The organism is Lysinibacillus sp. JK80 (genome assembly GCF_027557635.1).
In the GTDB taxonomy this organism is placed as follows: Bacteria; Bacillota; Bacilli; order Bacillales_A; family Planococcaceae; genus Lysinibacillus; species Lysinibacillus capsici.
In genome coordinates this window covers 469,940-486,678 of record NZ_CP058997.1, presented here as the reverse complement: position 1 = coordinate 486,678, position 16,739 = coordinate 469,940, and the positions used below count along the sequence as shown (strand labels likewise).

20 protein-coding genes are annotated in these 16,739 nt (G+C 40.0%); 8 read left to right on the top strand and 12 right to left on the bottom strand.

What is annotated here, in order from left to right:
• Positions 1 to 23 precede the first annotated feature (23 nt).
• Together HXV90_RS02470 and HXV90_RS02465 are read right to left on the bottom strand one after the other, a co-directional pair.
• The gene (locus tag HXV90_RS02470) at positions 24 to 1,757 is read right to left on the bottom strand and encodes an ABC transporter ATP-binding protein (RefSeq protein WP_048392469.1); all 1,734 of its coding nucleotides are present in this window, start codon (positions 1,755 to 1,757) and stop codon (positions 24 to 26) included.
• Positions 1,754 to 3,496, bottom strand: coding sequence for an ABC transporter ATP-binding protein (locus HXV90_RS02465; RefSeq protein ID WP_115673309.1), 1,743 nt, complete (start codon positions 3,494 to 3,496; stop codon positions 1,754 to 1,756). The genes HXV90_RS02470 and HXV90_RS02465 overlap by 4 nt, the downstream gene beginning before the upstream one ends.
• Positions 3,497 to 4,410: 914 nt before the next feature.
• Here HXV90_RS02465 and crcB (HXV90_RS02460) point away from each other — a divergent pair.
• From crcB (HXV90_RS02460) to HXV90_RS02450, 3 genes are read left to right on the top strand one after another with little or no spacing between them, the layout of a single operon-like run.
• Entirely contained in the window at positions 4,411 to 4,776 is a 366-nt protein-coding gene (gene crcB, locus HXV90_RS02460; protein ID WP_269898274.1) for a fluoride efflux transporter CrcB, read from the top strand.
• Positions 4,773 to 5,102 carry a fluoride efflux transporter CrcB gene (crcB, locus tag HXV90_RS02455; RefSeq protein WP_054550415.1) on the top strand — a complete coding sequence of 110 codons (330 nt, stop codon included), beginning with the start codon at positions 4,773 to 4,775 and terminating at the stop codon, positions 5,100 to 5,102. The genes crcB (HXV90_RS02460) and crcB (HXV90_RS02455) overlap by 4 nt, the downstream gene beginning before the upstream one ends.
• 14 nt (positions 5,103 to 5,116) lie before the next feature.
• Positions 5,117 to 5,464 carry a hypothetical protein gene (locus HXV90_RS02450; protein WP_048392463.1) on the top strand — a complete coding sequence of 116 codons (348 nt, stop codon included), beginning with the start codon at positions 5,117 to 5,119 and terminating at the stop codon, positions 5,462 to 5,464.
• Between the two features lie 30 nt (positions 5,465 to 5,494).
• On the opposite strand, the gene HXV90_RS02445 is transcribed toward HXV90_RS02450, so the two are convergent.
• The 3 genes from HXV90_RS02445 to HXV90_RS02435 all read right to left on the bottom strand — a co-directional run bounded on the left by HXV90_RS02445 (position 5,495) and on the right by HXV90_RS02435 (position 8,033).
• Positions 5,495 to 6,196, bottom strand: coding sequence for an SIR2 family NAD-dependent protein deacylase (locus HXV90_RS02445; RefSeq protein WP_259951143.1), 702 nt, complete (start codon positions 6,194 to 6,196; stop codon positions 5,495 to 5,497).
• Between the two features lie 180 nt (positions 6,197 to 6,376).
• A complete protein-coding gene (locus tag HXV90_RS02440; RefSeq protein ID WP_269898273.1) occupies positions 6,377 to 6,868 on the bottom strand; it encodes a trimeric intracellular cation channel family protein in 492 nt (163 codons plus the stop codon).
• Positions 6,869 to 7,106: 238 nt separating this feature from the next.
• Entirely contained in the window at positions 7,107 to 8,033 is a 927-nt protein-coding gene (locus HXV90_RS02435) for a substrate-binding domain-containing protein (protein ID WP_004230582.1), read from the bottom strand.
• A 163-nt stretch (positions 8,034 to 8,196) separates the two neighbouring features.
• On the opposite strand from HXV90_RS02435, the gene modA reads away from it, so the two are divergent.
• Positions 8,197 to 8,976, top strand: a complete 780-nt coding sequence (gene modA, locus HXV90_RS02430; RefSeq protein WP_259951144.1) for a molybdate ABC transporter substrate-binding protein — start codon at positions 8,197 to 8,199, stop codon at positions 8,974 to 8,976.
• 3 nt (positions 8,977 to 8,979) lie between these two features.
• Positions 8,980 to 9,636, top strand: a complete 657-nt coding sequence (gene modB, locus HXV90_RS02425) for a molybdate ABC transporter permease subunit (RefSeq protein WP_259951145.1) — start codon at positions 8,980 to 8,982, stop codon at positions 9,634 to 9,636.
• A gap of 37 nt (positions 9,637 to 9,673) precedes the next feature.
• On the opposite strand, the gene moaD is transcribed toward modB, so the two are convergent.
• The 5 genes from moaD to HXV90_RS02400 are packed head-to-tail and all read right to left on the bottom strand — an operon-like array spanning position 9,674 to position 13,184.
• Positions 9,674 to 9,907 carry a molybdopterin converting factor subunit 1 gene (gene moaD / locus HXV90_RS02420; RefSeq protein ID WP_004230585.1) on the bottom strand — a complete coding sequence of 78 codons (234 nt, stop codon included), beginning with the start codon at positions 9,905 to 9,907 and terminating at the stop codon, positions 9,674 to 9,676.
• On the bottom strand, positions 9,904 to 10,380 hold the full coding sequence (locus HXV90_RS02415; protein ID WP_048392456.1) for a molybdenum cofactor biosynthesis protein MoaE: 477 nt from the start codon (positions 10,378 to 10,380) through the stop codon (positions 9,904 to 9,906). The genes moaD and HXV90_RS02415 overlap by 4 nt, the downstream gene beginning before the upstream one ends.
• The gene (gene mobB, locus HXV90_RS02410) at positions 10,377 to 10,895 is read right to left on the bottom strand and encodes a molybdopterin-guanine dinucleotide biosynthesis protein B (protein WP_112118438.1); all 519 of its coding nucleotides are present in this window, start codon (positions 10,893 to 10,895) and stop codon (positions 10,377 to 10,379) included. The genes HXV90_RS02415 and mobB overlap by 4 nt, the downstream gene beginning before the upstream one ends.
• Positions 10,865 to 12,154 carry a molybdopterin molybdotransferase MoeA gene (locus tag HXV90_RS02405; RefSeq protein WP_269898272.1) on the bottom strand — a complete coding sequence of 430 codons (1,290 nt, stop codon included), beginning with the start codon at positions 12,152 to 12,154 and terminating at the stop codon, positions 10,865 to 10,867. The genes mobB and HXV90_RS02405 overlap by 31 nt, the downstream gene beginning before the upstream one ends.
• A 13-nt stretch (positions 12,155 to 12,167) precedes the next feature.
• The gene (locus HXV90_RS02400) at positions 12,168 to 13,184 is read right to left on the bottom strand and encodes a thiazole biosynthesis adenylyltransferase ThiF (protein WP_269898271.1); all 1,017 of its coding nucleotides are present in this window, start codon (positions 13,182 to 13,184) and stop codon (positions 12,168 to 12,170) included.
• A 108-nt stretch (positions 13,185 to 13,292) separates the two neighbouring features.
• Here HXV90_RS02400 and HXV90_RS02395 point away from each other — a divergent pair, with 108 nt between their 5' ends.
• The 3 genes from HXV90_RS02395 to moaC are packed head-to-tail and all read left to right on the top strand — an operon-like array spanning position 13,293 to position 14,849.
• A complete protein-coding gene (locus HXV90_RS02395) occupies positions 13,293 to 13,787 on the top strand; it encodes a MogA/MoaB family molybdenum cofactor biosynthesis protein (protein ID WP_054550425.1) in 495 nt (164 codons plus the stop codon).
• A complete protein-coding gene (gene mobA, locus HXV90_RS02390) occupies positions 13,784 to 14,374 on the top strand; it encodes a molybdenum cofactor guanylyltransferase (RefSeq protein WP_269898270.1) in 591 nt (196 codons plus the stop codon). The genes HXV90_RS02395 and mobA overlap by 4 nt, the downstream gene beginning before the upstream one ends.
• Entirely contained in the window at positions 14,367 to 14,849 is a 483-nt protein-coding gene (gene moaC, locus HXV90_RS02385; RefSeq protein ID WP_048392450.1) for a cyclic pyranopterin monophosphate synthase MoaC, read from the top strand. Before mobA ends, moaC begins: the two co-directional genes overlap by 8 nt.
• 50 nt (positions 14,850 to 14,899) lie before the next feature.
• Here moaC and moaA read toward each other — a convergent pair whose 3' ends face one another.
• On the bottom strand, positions 14,900 to 15,916 hold the full coding sequence (moaA, locus tag HXV90_RS02380) for a GTP 3',8-cyclase MoaA (protein ID WP_112118434.1): 1,017 nt from the start codon (positions 15,914 to 15,916) through the stop codon (positions 14,900 to 14,902).
• Positions 15,917 to 16,732, bottom strand: coding sequence for a formate dehydrogenase accessory sulfurtransferase FdhD (gene fdhD / locus HXV90_RS02375; RefSeq protein WP_004230594.1), 816 nt, complete (start codon positions 16,730 to 16,732; stop codon positions 15,917 to 15,919).
• Positions 16,733 to 16,739 lie beyond the last annotated feature (7 nt).

The window sequence follows — 16,739 nt, the reverse complement described above, 5'->3', positions numbered from 1 at the left end:
GTTGAAGTGGGGCTTTTAAGCTATTATTGTAAGGAGTTCGCCTGCATTTGATACATCTTGTCATAAATTCCGCCAAGCGCTAGCAGTTCATCATGTGTGCCGTTTTCTACAATTTTTCCTCGATCAAGTACAAGAATACGATCTGCATTTTTAATGGTAGAAAGTCGATGGGCAATAATAAACGTTGTTCGTCCTTTTTTCAGGACATCCATCGCATGCTGAATAATTTCTTCCGTTTCCGTATCAATATTCGATGTCGCTTCATCCAATATTAAAATGGCTGGATCAAACGCCAGGGCGCGTGCAAACGAAATCAACTGACGTTGTCCTGAAGATAATGTGCTGCCCTTCTCAATAACTGGTTCCTCATAGCCATTTGGTAAATTAGCTAAAACACGTTCTCCCCCTACAGCATTTAAGGAAGCTTCTATTTTCTCGTGAGAGATGCGCGGGTTGTTTAAGCTAACATTGGATGCAATCGTACCCGTAAATAAGTAAGGGTCCTGTAGCACAATACCCATATGTTCACGCATCGTTTGACGTGGAACAGAAGTAATATCAATGCCATCAATGGTAATTTTGCCTTTTGACGGGTCGTAGAAGCGGAACAGTAAGTTCATAATGGAACTTTTCCCTGAACCTGTATGACCAACTAAGGCAATTGTTTCACCTTGATGTGCTTCAAATGACAGGTTTTTCAGCACATATTCATTATCTTTATAGGCAAAGGAAACATCTTCGAAAACCACATTTCCTTTATATCGTGGGATGCTCTTTTCAGAAACAGGCTCACCATTCGTATCTAGCACCTCAAAGACACGTTTACCTGCAATGAGTGAACGCTCAAGCTGTGAAAACTGGTTCACAATATTCGTGATCGGATTAAATAGCTTTGTTAAGTAATCAACAAATGCATACAATGTCCCTGCTGTAATCACTTCAGTTGCTGTAAAAGAGCGTGTACCAAAGTAGAAAATAAAGACCGTAAACATGATAAGTCTTAGCGTATTCACAAGGTTAAAGGATGTAGCTGAATCAAGCACCAGCAGCTTACGCTCATACGCATAATGCTCATTATTCATGTCATCAAATTCCTTCGTCATTTGCTGCTCACGACGGAACGCCTGAATAATTGTCATGCCCTGAATGGATTCATTAATCATGGCATTAATATCTGCAATTTTTGTACGAATGACATCGTTGTATTTAGAGGCAAATTTTCGATATAAAATCATCCATACATAAACAATTGGAATCATGGTTAAAGCAAGCATTGCCATTTTCCAATTTAAAATAAAGAGCGCTATATACACCCCAAAAATAGAAATGAAGCTCGTCACAAAATTCGATAGTACCTGTACATATAAATTCCGAACTGCCTCTGTATCGTTTGTTACACGCGCAACAATTTTACCCGCTGGTAAATTGTCAAAGTATTGGATTGGTAAAGTTTGAATATGTTCAAAGACATCTTTACGTAATTTTTGGATGACACGGTTTGCCCCAATTTGCAAATAAATATACATAAAATAACGTAATATGGCTGTTGCAATGGCTAAAAGTAAATACACAATGAGCAACCATGTAATCGGTTTGATTTCTATATGACCGATTGTCATGTAATTATCAATAATATGTTTCGCAATAAACGGTCCAACAAGCTCCGTGAATACGGCAATTGTTAGGAAGAATAAGCCTAATAGTATCGGCTTTTTAAAATACATCGCATAGCGCATTAAACGTTGACTCGTACTCATGAGGCACCTCCTTCTAGCTGCTGACGGTCAAATTGCTCTTTATACCATCCTTGTTGCGCAAGAAGTTCCTCATGTGTTCCCTGCTCTACAATTTGCCCATCATCCAGTACGATGATGACATCGGCATGCTGAATACCAGACAAGCGATGTGTCGTAATAATCGTCGTTTTACCTTGACGTTCACGCTGAATATTTTCAATAATTCTTGCCTCTGTCTTCGCGTCGACAGCGGAGAGTGAATCATCCAGCATTAAAATTTCAGGATCTTTAATTAAAGCACGAGCAATAGATACACGTTGTTTTTGACCGCCTGAAAGAGAGACACCCTTTTCTCCAACAAGTGTTTCAAGGCCCATTGGTAGATTGTCTAAATCCTTTTCAAAATACGCGGCACGTATCGCCTGCTGCAACTCTGCTTGTGTTGCATCTTCTTTCCCAAATAATATATTTTCACGAATAGTGCGTGAGAATAGCACATGATCTTGTGGTACATAACCAATCCAGTCGAGGATCTGCTCCTTCGTTTGAGCGGTTATATCGATACCGTCAATGGAAAGCTGTCCCTGTCCGATTGGGTATTCTCGCAATAATTGGCGTAGGAAGGTTGTTTTACCTGCCCCCGTTTTACCAACAATGCCAAGGGTTTGACCTTTTTTCAAGGAAAGTGAAATCTGCTGTAGGTTTTTCACCTGACTCATCGGATATTGGAATGTTAAGGCATCAAAGCCAATCGCATTTGGTGTCGCAATCATTTGTGGATTCGGAATATTTTGAACATCCGCCTCGTAGTTCAAGGTTTCCTGCACGCGATCTAGTGAGGCATTCCCCTGCTGCATAACATTGATGAGCTCACCAATCGCAAATATCGGCCAAACAGCCAAACCTAAATAAACATTAAACGTGACCAGTTGCCCAACCGTCATCGCCTCAGTTGCCACTAAATGAGCCCCGTAACCAAGTGCTACAACATAGCTAATGCCCGTTCCGACTTTTGTAATCGGGCCAAATAAAGCATTGATTTTCGCTGTATGAATATTTTTCGCATACACAACTTCACTCATATCTGCAAAATTAGCCTCATCCTTTTTTTCCTGCACATAGGCACGCACCACTCGCACTCCTGCTACAGATTCTAGCACACTATCATTTAGTTCCCCAAAAGCATCTTGTGCCTTCATATATCGCTCATGAACAATTTTCCCTAAATATTGAATGAGGATTGCCATAATAGGAACTGGTAACATAGCAAAAAATGTAAGCTTCCACGAAATCATATAGCCCATCGCAAAAATGATAAAGCCCATATAAATCGTTGAATCAATCAACGTCATAATGCCAAAACCTGCTGTCGTGGATACGGCATTCAAGTCATTTGTTGCACGCGCCATCAGGTCACCGGTACGGTTTTTTTCATAAAATGTTGGGGTCATACGTAAAAAATGCTGCATTAAATTACGACGTAAAATTTTCTCAAGGTTGATAGCTCCTTCAAATAGTCGGAATTGCCACACAAAATTTAATAAATAGCCCCCAATAATAATCCCAATAAAAATCAAGACATACTTTGTTAAAATAGCTGGGGTCATTTCTCCTGCTGTCAATAGATCTATAATAGAACCGAGTAAATAGGGAGGGACAACCTCTAATCCACTGGCAACCATTAGTAGAACAATGGCCACCGTATATTGCTTCCAGTATTTTTTAAAGAACCAGCCTAATTTACTTAACACATCAAACATACATCATAACCTTCTTTCCTCCGTGCTGTTGTGGATGACTACCCACTTTCTAGAAATTCCTTTTTGAAAATCATTCTTCTAACTGTTTTTGTCATATACATACACTCCTTTTTTGTTTGCACTACAACCTTTTTTGCACAAAAAAAGACACATACCCTAAAAGAGTAAGTGTCTCTTATAAAAGGCAGGATAATTCCATACCTAGTTCTGCAATAGTAAATAAAGCGTTAGGCACGGACAATGTATGTAACTGTGATTGAATTTGATACTGATAAAATTAACATTGTCATGCCCTCCTTTAGTTTATTTGTTATAGTGTTCTTGAAGATTATCACACTATAGAAATATTTGTCAACTATCACCCTGTTATTTTTTATCATTTTCAGGAAATAGTTAGCGCTTTAAAGCATTGAAATGCTCTAAGGAATCAAAGGGAGAACATGCTTAAAATTACAGTGTTGTCTATAACCTTACAATAATTCTACGGCACAAACATTAACCTAAAGACTGAAATACACGACTAGTGATTTTGATACCCAGTAGTAGACAATAGAATATTCTTTTTGCGTCTGTTGCACTCCTTCCATATGCTTATCTCATCATCTTTATTTAGTTAATTATTATTTAGTTATTTATTATTTAGTAGTGTCGGGATTTCCGTTTATGGATTAGCCGTCACCGGGTTTTCCGTCAACGGCTTCACATAAGAGGGACAAAGAATTGTCCTTATAATAAAAGATATTTCATTTTCCACATATAATATTTCGAAATATTATTTCATGCGCATCTATAACTTTCTATACACTATATACATTTCAACAATCGATTTTGGGACATAACTTGAATTGAAATATTTCTAAAATTTTTGTCTCATGATACACTTTCATTATAGTCATTTTCAGTAAGGGGTTTTTATGTTGAGGTCATTTCTAGCCGTGGGAGTTGGTGGAATTCTTGGTGCCATCTGTCGATATAGTCTGAGTCTCGCCGTTCCCAATACAGAAATATTTCCATTCACAACACTGTTTATTAATTTACTGGGCTGCTTTTGCTTAGCATGGCTTTTTACTTCTTTTATAAAACGCACACCTATTATACTAGGAATAGGTACAGGGTTTTGTGGAGCTTTTACTACCTTTTCGACATTTTCCTTAGAGACACTATTACTCCTAGAAAATAGCGAGTGGCTACAGGCTGTACTCTATGTTACGATGAGTGTTTTAGGTGGATTAGCTTGCACATGGCTGGGAATACGACTTGCTAGGGGGCGTATTACATGATTTTAGTCGGAATTGGTGGATTTTTTGGCGCTCTTTCTAGATTTTATTTAGGAAAATTACTTGTACATCCCTATCCATGGGCGACTTTTATTATTAATTGTACAGGCTCCTTTGCGCTTGGTTTCTTATTTGCCCTACATCTTAGTGATTGGTTATGGCAATTAATGGGCATAGGTTTTTTAGGAGCCTACACAACTTTTTCTACTTTTGGATTTGAATGTCTACAGCTTATAGAACAACAAAAATGGAGACAAGCCATAAGCTATATTGCCAGTACCTTGCTAATTGGCGTACTTTGTGCAGCTATTGGTTATCTAGTCGTATAAAAGAGGGTGAACTAGTGACACAGCCGTCAAAAGAGTTATTGGAGGAATTAGAAGTTGAAATAGAGCAAACGCTCTATGCATTGATTGACCTAGAATTAGAGGAAAATTACGCTACCATGAATACACAATTTGCGCAATTACTTGCCAAGGTTCAGACAGCCCAGTTAATTAATTACAAGCTGGATGTTCTCGTTGAACCTCAAGCTTTTGCAACTGAAACTTGTATTCTTTTACAGAGCCTCATAGAAGCAAAGGCGAGACCAAATAAAAGGCATAAACTGTTAACACATCGCATGATTTTGAAGATATGGTTAAGAAAAAATCAACGATTCATGAGGGAATTTCTACCTCAAATGTTTTAGGCGCCACTTGAAATTGCAAGGGCGCCTTTTTTAAATTTGAAGTTTTTGCAACACTTCTTTTATTTTTCCCCTCACTGTCAGATCAAATGGGGTTGTCTGCTGTGACATATCCATATTAATATACACGGTTTTTCCTGTTGTCATCATAGGTAGTTGGTTGACGGGATATACCTCAAGACTCGTTCCAATGACAAGGACAAGTTCAGCTGTTTTAATTGCCTCCATTGAACAGTGCCAGCTTGCTTGTGGTAGGCTTTCTCCGAAGAGCACAACATTTGGACGAAGTTTCCCACCACAATGGGCGCAACTAGCCTTATTCAAGAAGCTTGCCATGACAGCCGCCTGCTGGCAACGATGACAACGAATAGACCGGATCGAACCATGTAACTCCTCGACGGATTGACTTCCTGCCAATTGGTGAAAACCATCCACATTTTGAGTAGCGATTAGAGACACTAAACCTCTTCGTTCCCAATCAGCTAATATATGATGTCCCTCATGGGGAGCCACCTTTTCTAGGTTTTCAATACGTGTTTTATAAAATTCATGAAATAATGAGTAATGATCTGTTAATGCTTCCGTTGTCGCGACAGTTCTTGGATCCATTTGTTTCCACCAACCAGATGCTGAACGGAAATCAGGAACTCCACTTTCCGTTGACATGCCCGCTCCTGTTAGAATCACTGTATTATTTGAGGATAGTAACCACTCACGTAAATGTTCTATTGCCATTTTCCCCCTCCTTTTTTCGAATTAAAACTACCTTCACCTATTTCGACAATCAACCTATTTTTCCTCTGCATTCTTATAGGAATGTTTAAAAGGAGGCTTCCATTTTAATTTATTATTCACAGATAACATGCGAATCACTACTATAAAAATAACAATGACTGACAATTCAAGCGGGCTGTCTCACCCTAACCATATACAAAGGGCACATACAAATGTTAGGACAGCATGGATTTCTTCTCTTAATGCAAGCGGTGTTCTACCAGCTAACAAATCTCGAACCATCCCTCCACCAACACCAGTAAACATCGACGCTATAATAATGATACCTAGGTCGTGATGTAAGCTTTTTGCTAACAATCCGCCTTGTATTGCGAAAGAAGCTAGGCCAATTGAATCAAAGAAATAGCCCCAGCGGTTCCAATGATGAATCCAGTTCCTTTTGACAAATAAAATGGTCGTCAGCGTGACTAAAACGACTAATAAGGATTGCCGTTCCCATATATCTGACACAGGGATATCCAGTACAACATTGCGGATAATGGAACCACCATAAGACGTTGTCAGACCAAGCACAAATATGCCAATAAAAGAATAGTTGGCCTGTAACGCAACAAATGCTCCACTAATGGCGTAGGCAATAATGCCAATGATATGTAATACTGACCATGTCACATCATCCATCTCCTTTTTACTATACAAAAAAGCCCACCATAAAATAGTTGCGCATTGAGTACGCAAGCTATTTTATGGTGGGCTAATATCCTAGCAGTAGTACCTACTAATTTATCCATCTCACCATGTATCATAAAAGAATATAGCTGCTGTGCCATACTAATTGACACAACGACCATAAAATTTCCTAGTTAGAATTGTAATTGATTTTTTTATTAAACTCAATATGAATTTTTGATTATAGCGTTTCATACATGACTTGGCCCATTAAAGAGATGTCATAATCTCCTAATGCAGCTACTTCAGATTGGAAATCAGGTGTATTTAAAATCTCCTTCACCATATCGATGAGCGGTTGATTTTCTGGTGTTTTTAATAACACAATATCGTAACGTTCAGTGACCATTGGTATAAAATCGACCTGAATAAGCTTGGCAATTTTTTCAATGCCAATCCCAACATCTGCACGTCCATTGGCAACTGCAGAGGCGACATCGAGGTGGCTCATTTCTTCATGGGTATAGCCTGCAATCGTGGATGGAGCGATACCGTGAATGCGCAATTGCTCATCTAACAGAGTACGAGCACCTGAGCCTTTCTCACGGTTGATGAATGTGAATGTCTTTGTTTGGAAATCTTCAAATGTGCGTATCTCCAGCGGATTCCCCTTTTGAACATAGAAACCTGCTTTACGTGATACAACATTGATGAGAACAAAGGCATGGCTGACAAAGATTTTTTTTACATAAGGAGTATTATAATCTCCTGTATCCCCATCAAACATATGTAAACTCGCAATATCACAGTCTCCGTGATACAACGCCATTACACCATTAAAACTACCTTCATGTGAGCGTAATACTTTCGTAGATCGTCGTTTCTCGATATATTTTGCTAAAATATCTAATACTAAATCTTGCCCACTCACTATAATTTTCGCATGATTTTTAGTCGGAGTGGCTATGGAAGCCTGTGCCACAGCTGGCATACTACCTGTTTTTCGTTTTTGTATATAGGTTTGCAAGTCAGCACGATCTACCCGCATTTGCCGTCCTACGCGGAAAACTGGCAAATCACCCTTTTTCACTAAATCATAAATTGTTAATTTTGAAACCTTTAATAATTGTGCAACCTCTTCAATCGTATAGGATTGTTCTTGTGACATGTAAAAGTTCTCCTCCTATAAGCCTCTATTTTACATGGTAACGTATTTATAGCCTTATGAACATCTTGACATTTTCTACCCTTACTAACTTTCTTTTTTATTTATATCTGATTATAATTAGTTATGTCTTGTTATAACGAGTTATAAAAGGAGTATACTCATCGTGAAAAAATATTATCGTTTATTTGCGACAATGTTAGTACTAGTCGGACTATTAGCAGCCTGTGGTAACCAAGAGGCGGCAACAAACGAACCAGTTGAACTAACAATTTCTGCGGCAGCTAGTCTACAGGATGCCTTAGAAGAACTGAAAACAACTTATGAACAACAACACGATACAATCAAAATCCTCTATAACTTTGGAGGTTCAGGTGCTTTACAGCAACAAATTTTACAAGGGGCTCCTGCAGACCTTTTCTTTTCAGCAGCAAAGGATAAATTTGATGCGCTTGTAGAGAAAGAAATGATCGATCAAAAGCTAGGAACGGATCTTTTAGCCAATGATTTAGTATTAATCGTGCCTAAAAGCAATGAAAAGCAAATTCAATCCTTTGAAGATTTACAACAAGCAGGAAAAATTGCACTCGGTACGCCCGAAACGGTTCCTGCTGGGCAGTATGGTGTGGACACATTAAAAAATATGCAACTGTGGGATTCACTCGAATCAAAAGTAGTGTATACAAAAGATGTACGTCAAGTACTTACTTATACAGAAACAGAAAATGTGGATGCGGGTATGGTCTATAAAACAGATGCCCTTGTCTCTGATAAGGTCAATGTCGTGGCAACTGCCGATGATGCTATGCACGCACCGATTATTTATCCTGTAGGTGTTCTAAAAGCTAGTAAACATGCACAAGAGGCGGAGGATTTTTATCACTTCTTACAAAGTGATGAAGCTATGGATGTCTTTGAAAAGTATGGATTTAAAGGGGCTCAATAAAAGATGAGTACCGATTTTTGGTCTCCACTTAGGCTTTCGATCGAAATTGCTTTTGTTGCAGGGATCATCGCTATTATAGCAGGTATTTTAATGGGTAAATGGATGGCAACCCATGATTTCAAAGGTAAACTAGTGCTAGAAACGGTATTGCTATTACCATTGGTATTACCTCCTACAGTAGTCGGTTTCCTACTTATCGTCATTTTCGGGAAAAATAGTATGTTAGGAAATTTCATTATCTGGCTATTCGATCAACCTATCATGTTCACATGGTGGGCGGCCGTCATCGCTTCTACAATCGTTGCCTTTCCATTAATGTATCAATCAGCTAAAACTGGCTTTGCCTCTGTCGATCGAGATATTGAAAATGCAGCACGTGTGGATGGAGCGAATGAATGGCAGGTCTTTCTTTACGTGTCCATTCCCCTTGCATTAAAGGCACTTGTTTCTGGTGGGATTCTAAGCTTCACACGAGCTTTGGGTGAGTTTGGAGCGACACTTATGTTTGCGGGAAATATTCCAGGGAAAACACAAACAACACCGCTAGCAATATATATGGCCATCGATTCTGGAAACATGACCCTTGCCTGGACATGGGTTCTGTGTATGATCGCCATTTCCTTCCTTTTACTTCTTAGTATCCATATCCTGAAAGTATAAAAGAGGTAGTTGGCTCAAGCCAACTACCTCTTTTTGCTTATCCCCCACTGATCGGTGGAATAAAGGCGATTGTGTCGCCAGATTTGACAATCGTCGTATCCGTTGCAAATTCTTCATTAACCGCTGTCATGATCTGTTGTAATGAAAGCTGAGGGTAGCGCTTTTCCATCCACTCTTTTAACTGCGCAACTGTCACATCTGACAGCTCTACTGATAGCTTTGATTCACCTAGTGCTTCCTGTAGGTGGGCAAATAATAAAATGTTAATCACAGGTTTTCCTCCTCCTGAATGGCTGGTTTCCCTTGCGGATAGGGAACATTTTCTAATTGATCACCAATCCACTCTGTCCCGTCCTCCCAATGTTCTTTTTTCCATATGGGCACGATTTGTTTTATGCGATCAATTGCATATTCATTCGCCATGTAAGCTATTTTACGATGCGGTGATGACACAGCAATCACTACGGCAATATCGGAAATAGCTAAATGACCGACACGATGGGTGATGGCCACTTTTGCTTCTGGCCACTCTTCTTGTATTTCCTTTGCAATCTGTTCAAACATTTTAATCGCCATCGCTGGATAGGCTTGATATTCCAAATGCATCGTTTTTTTACCATTTGTCATTTCACGCACTGTACCGATGAATAATGTGATGGCTCCAGCATTTCGACTAAGGACTTTTTGTCTTACTTCCTCCACATCTATTGGTTGATCGATAACTTCAAATAACGCTGTCGTCATAGTTTTCCCCTCATTTCTGTCAACAAAAATTCCATATATTGTGATTCTTCATAAATCGAAAAAGCAGGGATTGCAAGGGATAGATCAAGCGGACAGCTTGGCCAATAAATCACACAGAGGATATTGGTTACTTGCTGTAGTAGTACTTGATCCTGTGCAGTGCGCAGCAGCACAACCTTCGGATAATGTTCATTTTTATACCCTTCAATTAGCATGATATCCAGTGGAAGGGACTCATAAATCGCTAGTATATCAGCCAATTGCCAGCTATTTTGGTGGATACTCATACGTAAAGTACCCGCCCCCTCCACTGCTGTAACAACCGCACCTGCTTGCTCATGCCGACTACTATCTTTGGAAGTTTCGATCGTCGGTACTCCACCATGTCCATGATGCTTAATGGTTCCTACCCTTAGCCCTTCCATTGTAGCCTGCCTGATCAATTGCTCCATCAATGTTGTTTTCCCACTATTTTGATAGCCAACTATCTGTAAGATTTTTCGATATTGTCCCAAGGCCACTCACTTCCTTGTAGATCTTCTAGCAAAAGGACATCCACTTGCATACCCTTTTCATAGCCTCTAGAGCCACCTGGTAAAACAATGAATGCATTGGCTGTCGCTAAAGATGAAACTGCACTCGATTTATCGAACCCAGATGGGACAGTTACGAGCTTCCCTTTTTCATATTCGATACGAGCTCGTACAAAGCGTGTAAAGGGATTGGGCTTTGTAAAATCAGCCCCTAAAATAGCTTGCTCTCTGCGTAAATGTGGTTGAGTATGCCCATATGCAGAACGTATAATCGGACGTACAAATAGCTCAAAGCCAACATAGCAGGCTGAAGGATTACCAGAAAGACCAAATAATAATTTGTCGTTGCGAGCAGCAACCGTTGTCACACTACCTGGACGCATCGCTATTTTATTAAACAATACCTTTGCATCAATCGCCTCATAAATAGCTGGTAAATAATCATAATCACCTACGGAAACGCCACCCGTTGTAATTAAAATATCTACTTCCTGTAAGGCTTTTTCTACGTTTTCAATACATAATGTAAGATCATCGCTCAACTTGCCGAAATATTTCACTTCTGCCCCAGCACGCTCAATTTGCGCCATCATCATATAGGCATTACTATTGCGAATTTTGCCTGGCTGTAAAGCTTCACCTGGCTCTAGTAATTCGCTACCAGTGGCAAGCACACCAATAACTGTTTTACGATAAACAGGTACTTGCTCGTAGCCAAAAGTAGCAAGTAAGGCCATCACACCCGGGTTAATATATTGGCCTTGTTCAATGAGGACTGCACCTTGCTGTACATCTTCCCCTTTATAGGAAATATTAGTACCTGCTTCAAAAGGTCGTTTAATCGACATATACTTTTGATGATTTTCTTCGAATGTTTGGGTTAATTCTAGCATGACCACTGCATCACATCCTTGCGGTATCGGCGCCCCGGTCATAATGCGGACTGCTTGATAATCGCCAACTACGTCTTCATAGACATAGCCTGCGCCAATTTCTCCAACGACTTGAAAGCGGACTGGATGCTGTGAAGATGCCTCTTGGCTATCGACGGAACGAATGGCATAGCCATCATACGGTGAACGATCAAAAGCAGGTACATCATGATCGGCTCTAATAGCTTGTGCTATAAAGCGTCCATGTGCTTGCGTTAATGACACATGCTCCTTTTTTGCTTGAAAGGCATAGTCCATTACACGATGAACGGCTTCTGCCACAGGAATTGGTTGTCTTTTTTCTACCATTTGGTACACTCCCTTAACCTAATAAACGATAATAAATGCTTTTGGCTTTCTGTATATCTTGTATACCATGTATCACAACTCGCCCATCTTGGAAAATAACGATTCGGTAATCGTCCGCTTGGCAAGATAGCAAATAAGGATTAACCTGGACTTCTCCGTGGGAACGGAGCTGATTTGCCAGCTGATCAAGCGAATAGTAAATGGGCTTTGGTGGTCGAATTTGTACCGCGTCTCGGCCACAAAGGATCTGTAATTTCGTTTGATTTTCATAGGATAGGTAAGGATAGGTCGGCTTGTCGCCACAAGATGGACAATCACCTTGCCTTATTTTCTCCACATTGATTTCATAGTGTTGATTGTGCCAAACATCAAACGTTAAGTAGCTTTTTCGTAAGGCTTTGTCATCTCCAACAAGCAGCTTGAAAACCTCTGCCACCTGATAAGCAGCAACAATTTGAACTGCTGGACTAATAATGCCAACGGTATCACAAGTCATCCCTGTATGGGGCATCACCTTTAATAAGCAATGCAAACAAGGCGTTTTACCTGGTACAACCGTGTAAGTCGCACCATAACTACCAACACAAGAGCCATATACCCAAGGAATACGATATTTTTGCGCAAGGTCATTCATGACAAAACGAACATCAAAATTATCGGTCGCATCGACCATCACATCAACATCTTCTAGTAATGGTAGCAAGGTCTCTGTACAAGCATCCATAATGCCGACATGAATTTCTACCTCTGTGTTTATTTGTTGGAGACGCTTTTTAGCTGCGATAACTTTGGGCATTTTTTCTTGTGCATCTAGCTCTGTATATAATTGCTGTCTTTGTAAATTACTCCACTCTACATAATCACGATCAATGAGCGTCAGCCTGCCAATACCTGCTCGCACAAGCGCTTCTGCACTAGCACTCCCCAATGCCCCCGCACCTATCATAAGGACGTGTTTTTGCTGAAGGGATTGTTGCCCAGTTTGTCCGATAGGGTGAAATAATTGTTGTCTAGAATATCTATTTTGCATACGTATGTGGCCTTTCTTTCTATGAATTTTCGTTTGACCTTTTTATTTATAGCATTATAATAAAAGCAATGTTTTTTTAGCAAAAGCGCATTTGAAGGAGGTCTTACTGTGCATCCCACACATCAGCAGCAACCAATTCAAGTTGCCATTTTAACGGTCAGTGATACACGCACAAAGGCAGATGATCATGCTGGTCAGCGTATTCAGTCCTTACTACAGGAAGCTGCATTTGAAGTTATAGACTACCAACTAACAAAGGATGAACCGCTCGATATCGCTCATTATGTTAAAAATTGGTGCAGCGATCCAACAATTAATGCCATTATCGTTACTGGTGGAACAGGATTTACACCAAGAGACCAAACCTATGACACCATTCTGCCTCTGTTTGAAAAAGAAATGATGGGGTTTGGTGAATTATTTCGAATGCTCAGCTATGAAGAAATTGGCCCAAAGGCGATGTTTAGTCGTGCCACCGCTGGAAGTCTTCAGCAAACAGCCATTTATGTTTTACCAGGCTCTACAAATGCGGTGACTTTAGCTATGACGAAGCTCATAGTACCTACAGTCCAACATTTTGTCGGTGAGTTGAAGCGCGTATGAAAATTGCAGGTATAGTGTTAGCTGGCGGTCAATCCTCTCGCTATGGACAGCCAAAAATGTTTGAGATGTTTGCTGGACAGCCATTATATAAACATAGTCTCATAGCCCTGCAAAAAAATCAGCTGGATCCTCTTATTATCGCTACAAATGCGCACTTACAACATCAGTTTGGACAGGAAAATGTCCAGTGGGTTATTGAAAAGCAGCCACATCAAGGCCCTCTTTTTGCTTTGCATCATATCATGACAGCCTATCCTGATGTGGAATGGTTTTTTGTCGTAGCAAGCGATATGCCTTATATGAATGCAGAATTTATCCAAAAAATGGTAGGTTTGATTGGTGACACTTATGATGCCATTGTTCCGACGCAAGGGCTACGCGATCAGCCATTAGCTGCATTATATCGACGTACTGCTTTACCAAAGGCGACACAATTAACGGCACAAAACAAACGGAGTATGAAAGTGCTTTTAGAGCAACTTCGTGTTTGTTATGTCCCTTTTGATGACGATAGCTCAACATTTATCAATATCAACGCACAACAAGACTGGTCACAAACAAGTAAAAAGGAGTTTAATAATGAATAATTTTACACACTGGAACGAAGAAGGTCGTCCTAAAATGGTCGATATCTCCGCAAAAGAAATCACAACACGTACAGCCATTGCGCGCAGTACGATTCTTTTATCCGATGCGGTCTATGAAGCCATCCAACAAGGTGGCATTAAAAAAGGTGATCCGACGCAAGTTGCGCAAATTGCAGGGATTATGGGAGCTAAAAAAACAGCTGATATCATTCCCATGTGCCATCCCATCATGCTACAGGGTACGGATTTCCAGTTTGACTATGAAAAAGCAGAGAATGGCTATGAGCTCCATATTCAAGCCACTGTTAAATGCAGTGGAAAAACGGGTGTTGAAATGGAAGCTCTCACTGCTGTGTCTGTCGCAGCACTAACTTTTTATGATATGTGCAAAGCCGTTGATAAGACGATGGTCATCAAAGAAACTTACCTTGTTGAAAAAACAGGTGGGAAAAGTGGCACTTTTGTGCATAAATAAACAGAAAAAATTCGGCATTATTGTGCCGATTTTTTTCTGTTTTTTACACGCTACCCCCCAATATGAGACATTTCAATTTTTGACGTTTTCCTTTTTGCCATCGTTTGTTCATTGCGTTCATCTGAATAACGATCATTTCTTGCTTCCCAAACGTTCGTAATGCACTTGATGATGGCAGCATCATCTTGCCCTGAACGTAACAATTCCCTTAAATCCGTGCCTTCTGTTGCAAATAAACAAGTGTATAATGAACCTTCTGCAGAGAGACGAGCACGTGAGCAATTGGAGCAAAATGAATCCGTTACAGATGAAATTACACCAATCTCACCTTGAGCATCTTGATACTGATAACGCGTTGCCACCTCTCCTTTATAATTGGGCGCTACTGGTTGTAACGGCGTGAACCGATGGATTTGCTCAATAATCTCTTTTTTGGACACCACATCATCCAAACGCCAGCCGTTCGAATTCCCTACATCCATATATTCAATAAAGCGTAGAATATGCTGTTTTTCTTTAAAAAACTGCGCCATGGTAACAATATCTTGTTCGTTTTTCCCTTTTTGAACAACCATATTAATTTTTACTTGTAAGCCCGCTTCTGCAGCCTTTTCAATTCCCTCTAACACTGGCAATACCTTGCCTCTATGACCATTCATCTCGATAAAACGCTCATCATCAAGCGAGTCTAAACTAACAGAAACTCGGGCTAAGCCTGCCTGTGCCAATGAGTGAGCGTATTTTTTTAATAACGAGCCATTGGTTGTTAAAGCAATATCTTCTACACCTTTTATGCGGTGAATACGGGCAATTAATTCGGGCAAATCACGACGTAGTAAGGGTTCCCCACCTGTAATCCGTATTTTTTTCACGCCCAATGAAACAAAGATTTTTACTAATCGTTCAATTTCATCAAAACTTAATATTTTATCAGACGGTAAAAATGCGTAATCTGGACCAAATACTTCTGCTGGCATACAATATCGACAGCGAAAATTACAACGATCTGTCACGGATATTCTTAAATCTCTTAACGGTCTGTGTAATTGGTCTTGTAGATTCGTCATCTAATCTCCTTCTTTCAATTCATTAGCTGGTAATAGGATGCGTTGTGGGTGTGTATAAATATTCAATGTCTGTTGCCGAATAAAGCCAACCGTCGTAATACCAAGCTGCTCTGCTAATTGCAATGCTAATTCTGTGGGTGCTGATTTAGATAGCACGATGGCACAGCCTATTTTGGAAACCTTTAGTAAAATCTCCGATGATATTCGTCCGCTAAAGACGATAATTTTATCTTCCATACGGATGTTGTTGCGTAGGCAATAGCCGTAAATTTTATCCAAAGCATTATGACGTCCAATATCCATGCGACTTAGGACGATGCCATTTACATCACATAGTGCAGCATTATGCACGCCACCCGTTTTCTTAAAAATATCGGCACTATCCTGCATCGCATGCATTAAACGGAAGCAATCTTCGGTCGTTATTTGCACATGGACTTGATCCATTTTTTTTGCTACTAATGCATCGTTCGTAAACACAAAGCCTTGTCGACTCATCCCACAGCAAGACGTAATATAGCGCTTGTTTTGCGTCTGTTGGTAATAAGGATTAATATGCTTTGTTTTAATATGCACAAAACCCTCTTTCTCTTGGTGCCAAATTTCCTCAATATCCTCAAAACTACGAATCACTCGTTCAGAAGCTAAGTAGCCAATAACCATATCTTCTACATACTCGGGTGTACAGACCATCGTGACAAATTCCTGCTGATTAATTTTTACGGTAACAGCGTATTCTGAAACAATTAAATCAACCATTTCTGTCACTCGTTGTCCTTCAACACGCACAATTTTTCTTGTCATTGCTCGATCCATAAGGCAT

What these genes read in the sequence shown, in the direction of transcription:
- crcB (WP_054550415.1), top strand. Translation starts at nt 4,773, where the DNA reads ATGATTTTAGTCGGAATTGGTGGATTTTTTGGCGCTCTTTCTAGATTT.
- moaA (WP_112118434.1), bottom strand. Translation starts at nt 15,916, where the DNA reads ATGACGAATCTACAAGACCAATTACACAGACCGTTAAGAGATTTAAGA.
- HXV90_RS02415 (WP_048392456.1), bottom strand. Translation starts at nt 10,380, where the DNA reads ATGACGACAGCGTTATTTGAAGTTATCGATCAACCAATAGATGTGGAG.
- moaC (WP_048392450.1), top strand. Translation starts at nt 14,367, where the DNA reads ATGAATAATTTTACACACTGGAACGAAGAAGGTCGTCCTAAAATGGTC.
- modB (WP_259951145.1), top strand. Translation starts at nt 8,980, where the DNA reads ATGAGTACCGATTTTTGGTCTCCACTTAGGCTTTCGATCGAAATTGCT.
- crcB (WP_269898274.1), top strand. Translation starts at nt 4,411, where the DNA reads ATGTTGAGGTCATTTCTAGCCGTGGGAGTTGGTGGAATTCTTGGTGCC.
- HXV90_RS02465 (WP_115673309.1), bottom strand. Translation starts at nt 3,496, where the DNA reads ATGTTTGATGTGTTAAGTAAATTAGGCTGGTTCTTTAAAAAATACTGG.
- HXV90_RS02405 (WP_269898272.1), bottom strand. Translation starts at nt 12,154, where the DNA reads ATGGTAGAAAAAAGACAACCAATTCCTGTGGCAGAAGCCGTTCATCGT.
- fdhD (WP_004230594.1), bottom strand. Translation starts at nt 16,732, where the DNA reads ATGGATCGAGCAATGACAAGAAAAATTGTGCGTGTTGAAGGACAACGA.
- HXV90_RS02470 (WP_048392469.1), bottom strand. Translation starts at nt 1,757, where the DNA reads ATGAGTACGAGTCAACGTTTAATGCGCTATGCGATGTATTTTAAAAAG.
- mobA (WP_269898270.1), top strand. Translation starts at nt 13,784, where the DNA reads ATGAAAATTGCAGGTATAGTGTTAGCTGGCGGTCAATCCTCTCGCTAT.
- HXV90_RS02400 (WP_269898271.1), bottom strand. Translation starts at nt 13,184, where the DNA reads ATGCAAAATAGATATTCTAGACAACAATTATTTCACCCTATCGGACAA.
- HXV90_RS02445 (WP_259951143.1), bottom strand. Translation starts at nt 6,196, where the DNA reads ATGGCAATAGAACATTTACGTGAGTGGTTACTATCCTCAAATAATACA.
- HXV90_RS02435 (WP_004230582.1), bottom strand. Translation starts at nt 8,033, where the DNA reads ATGTCACAAGAACAATCCTATACGATTGAAGAGGTTGCACAATTATTA.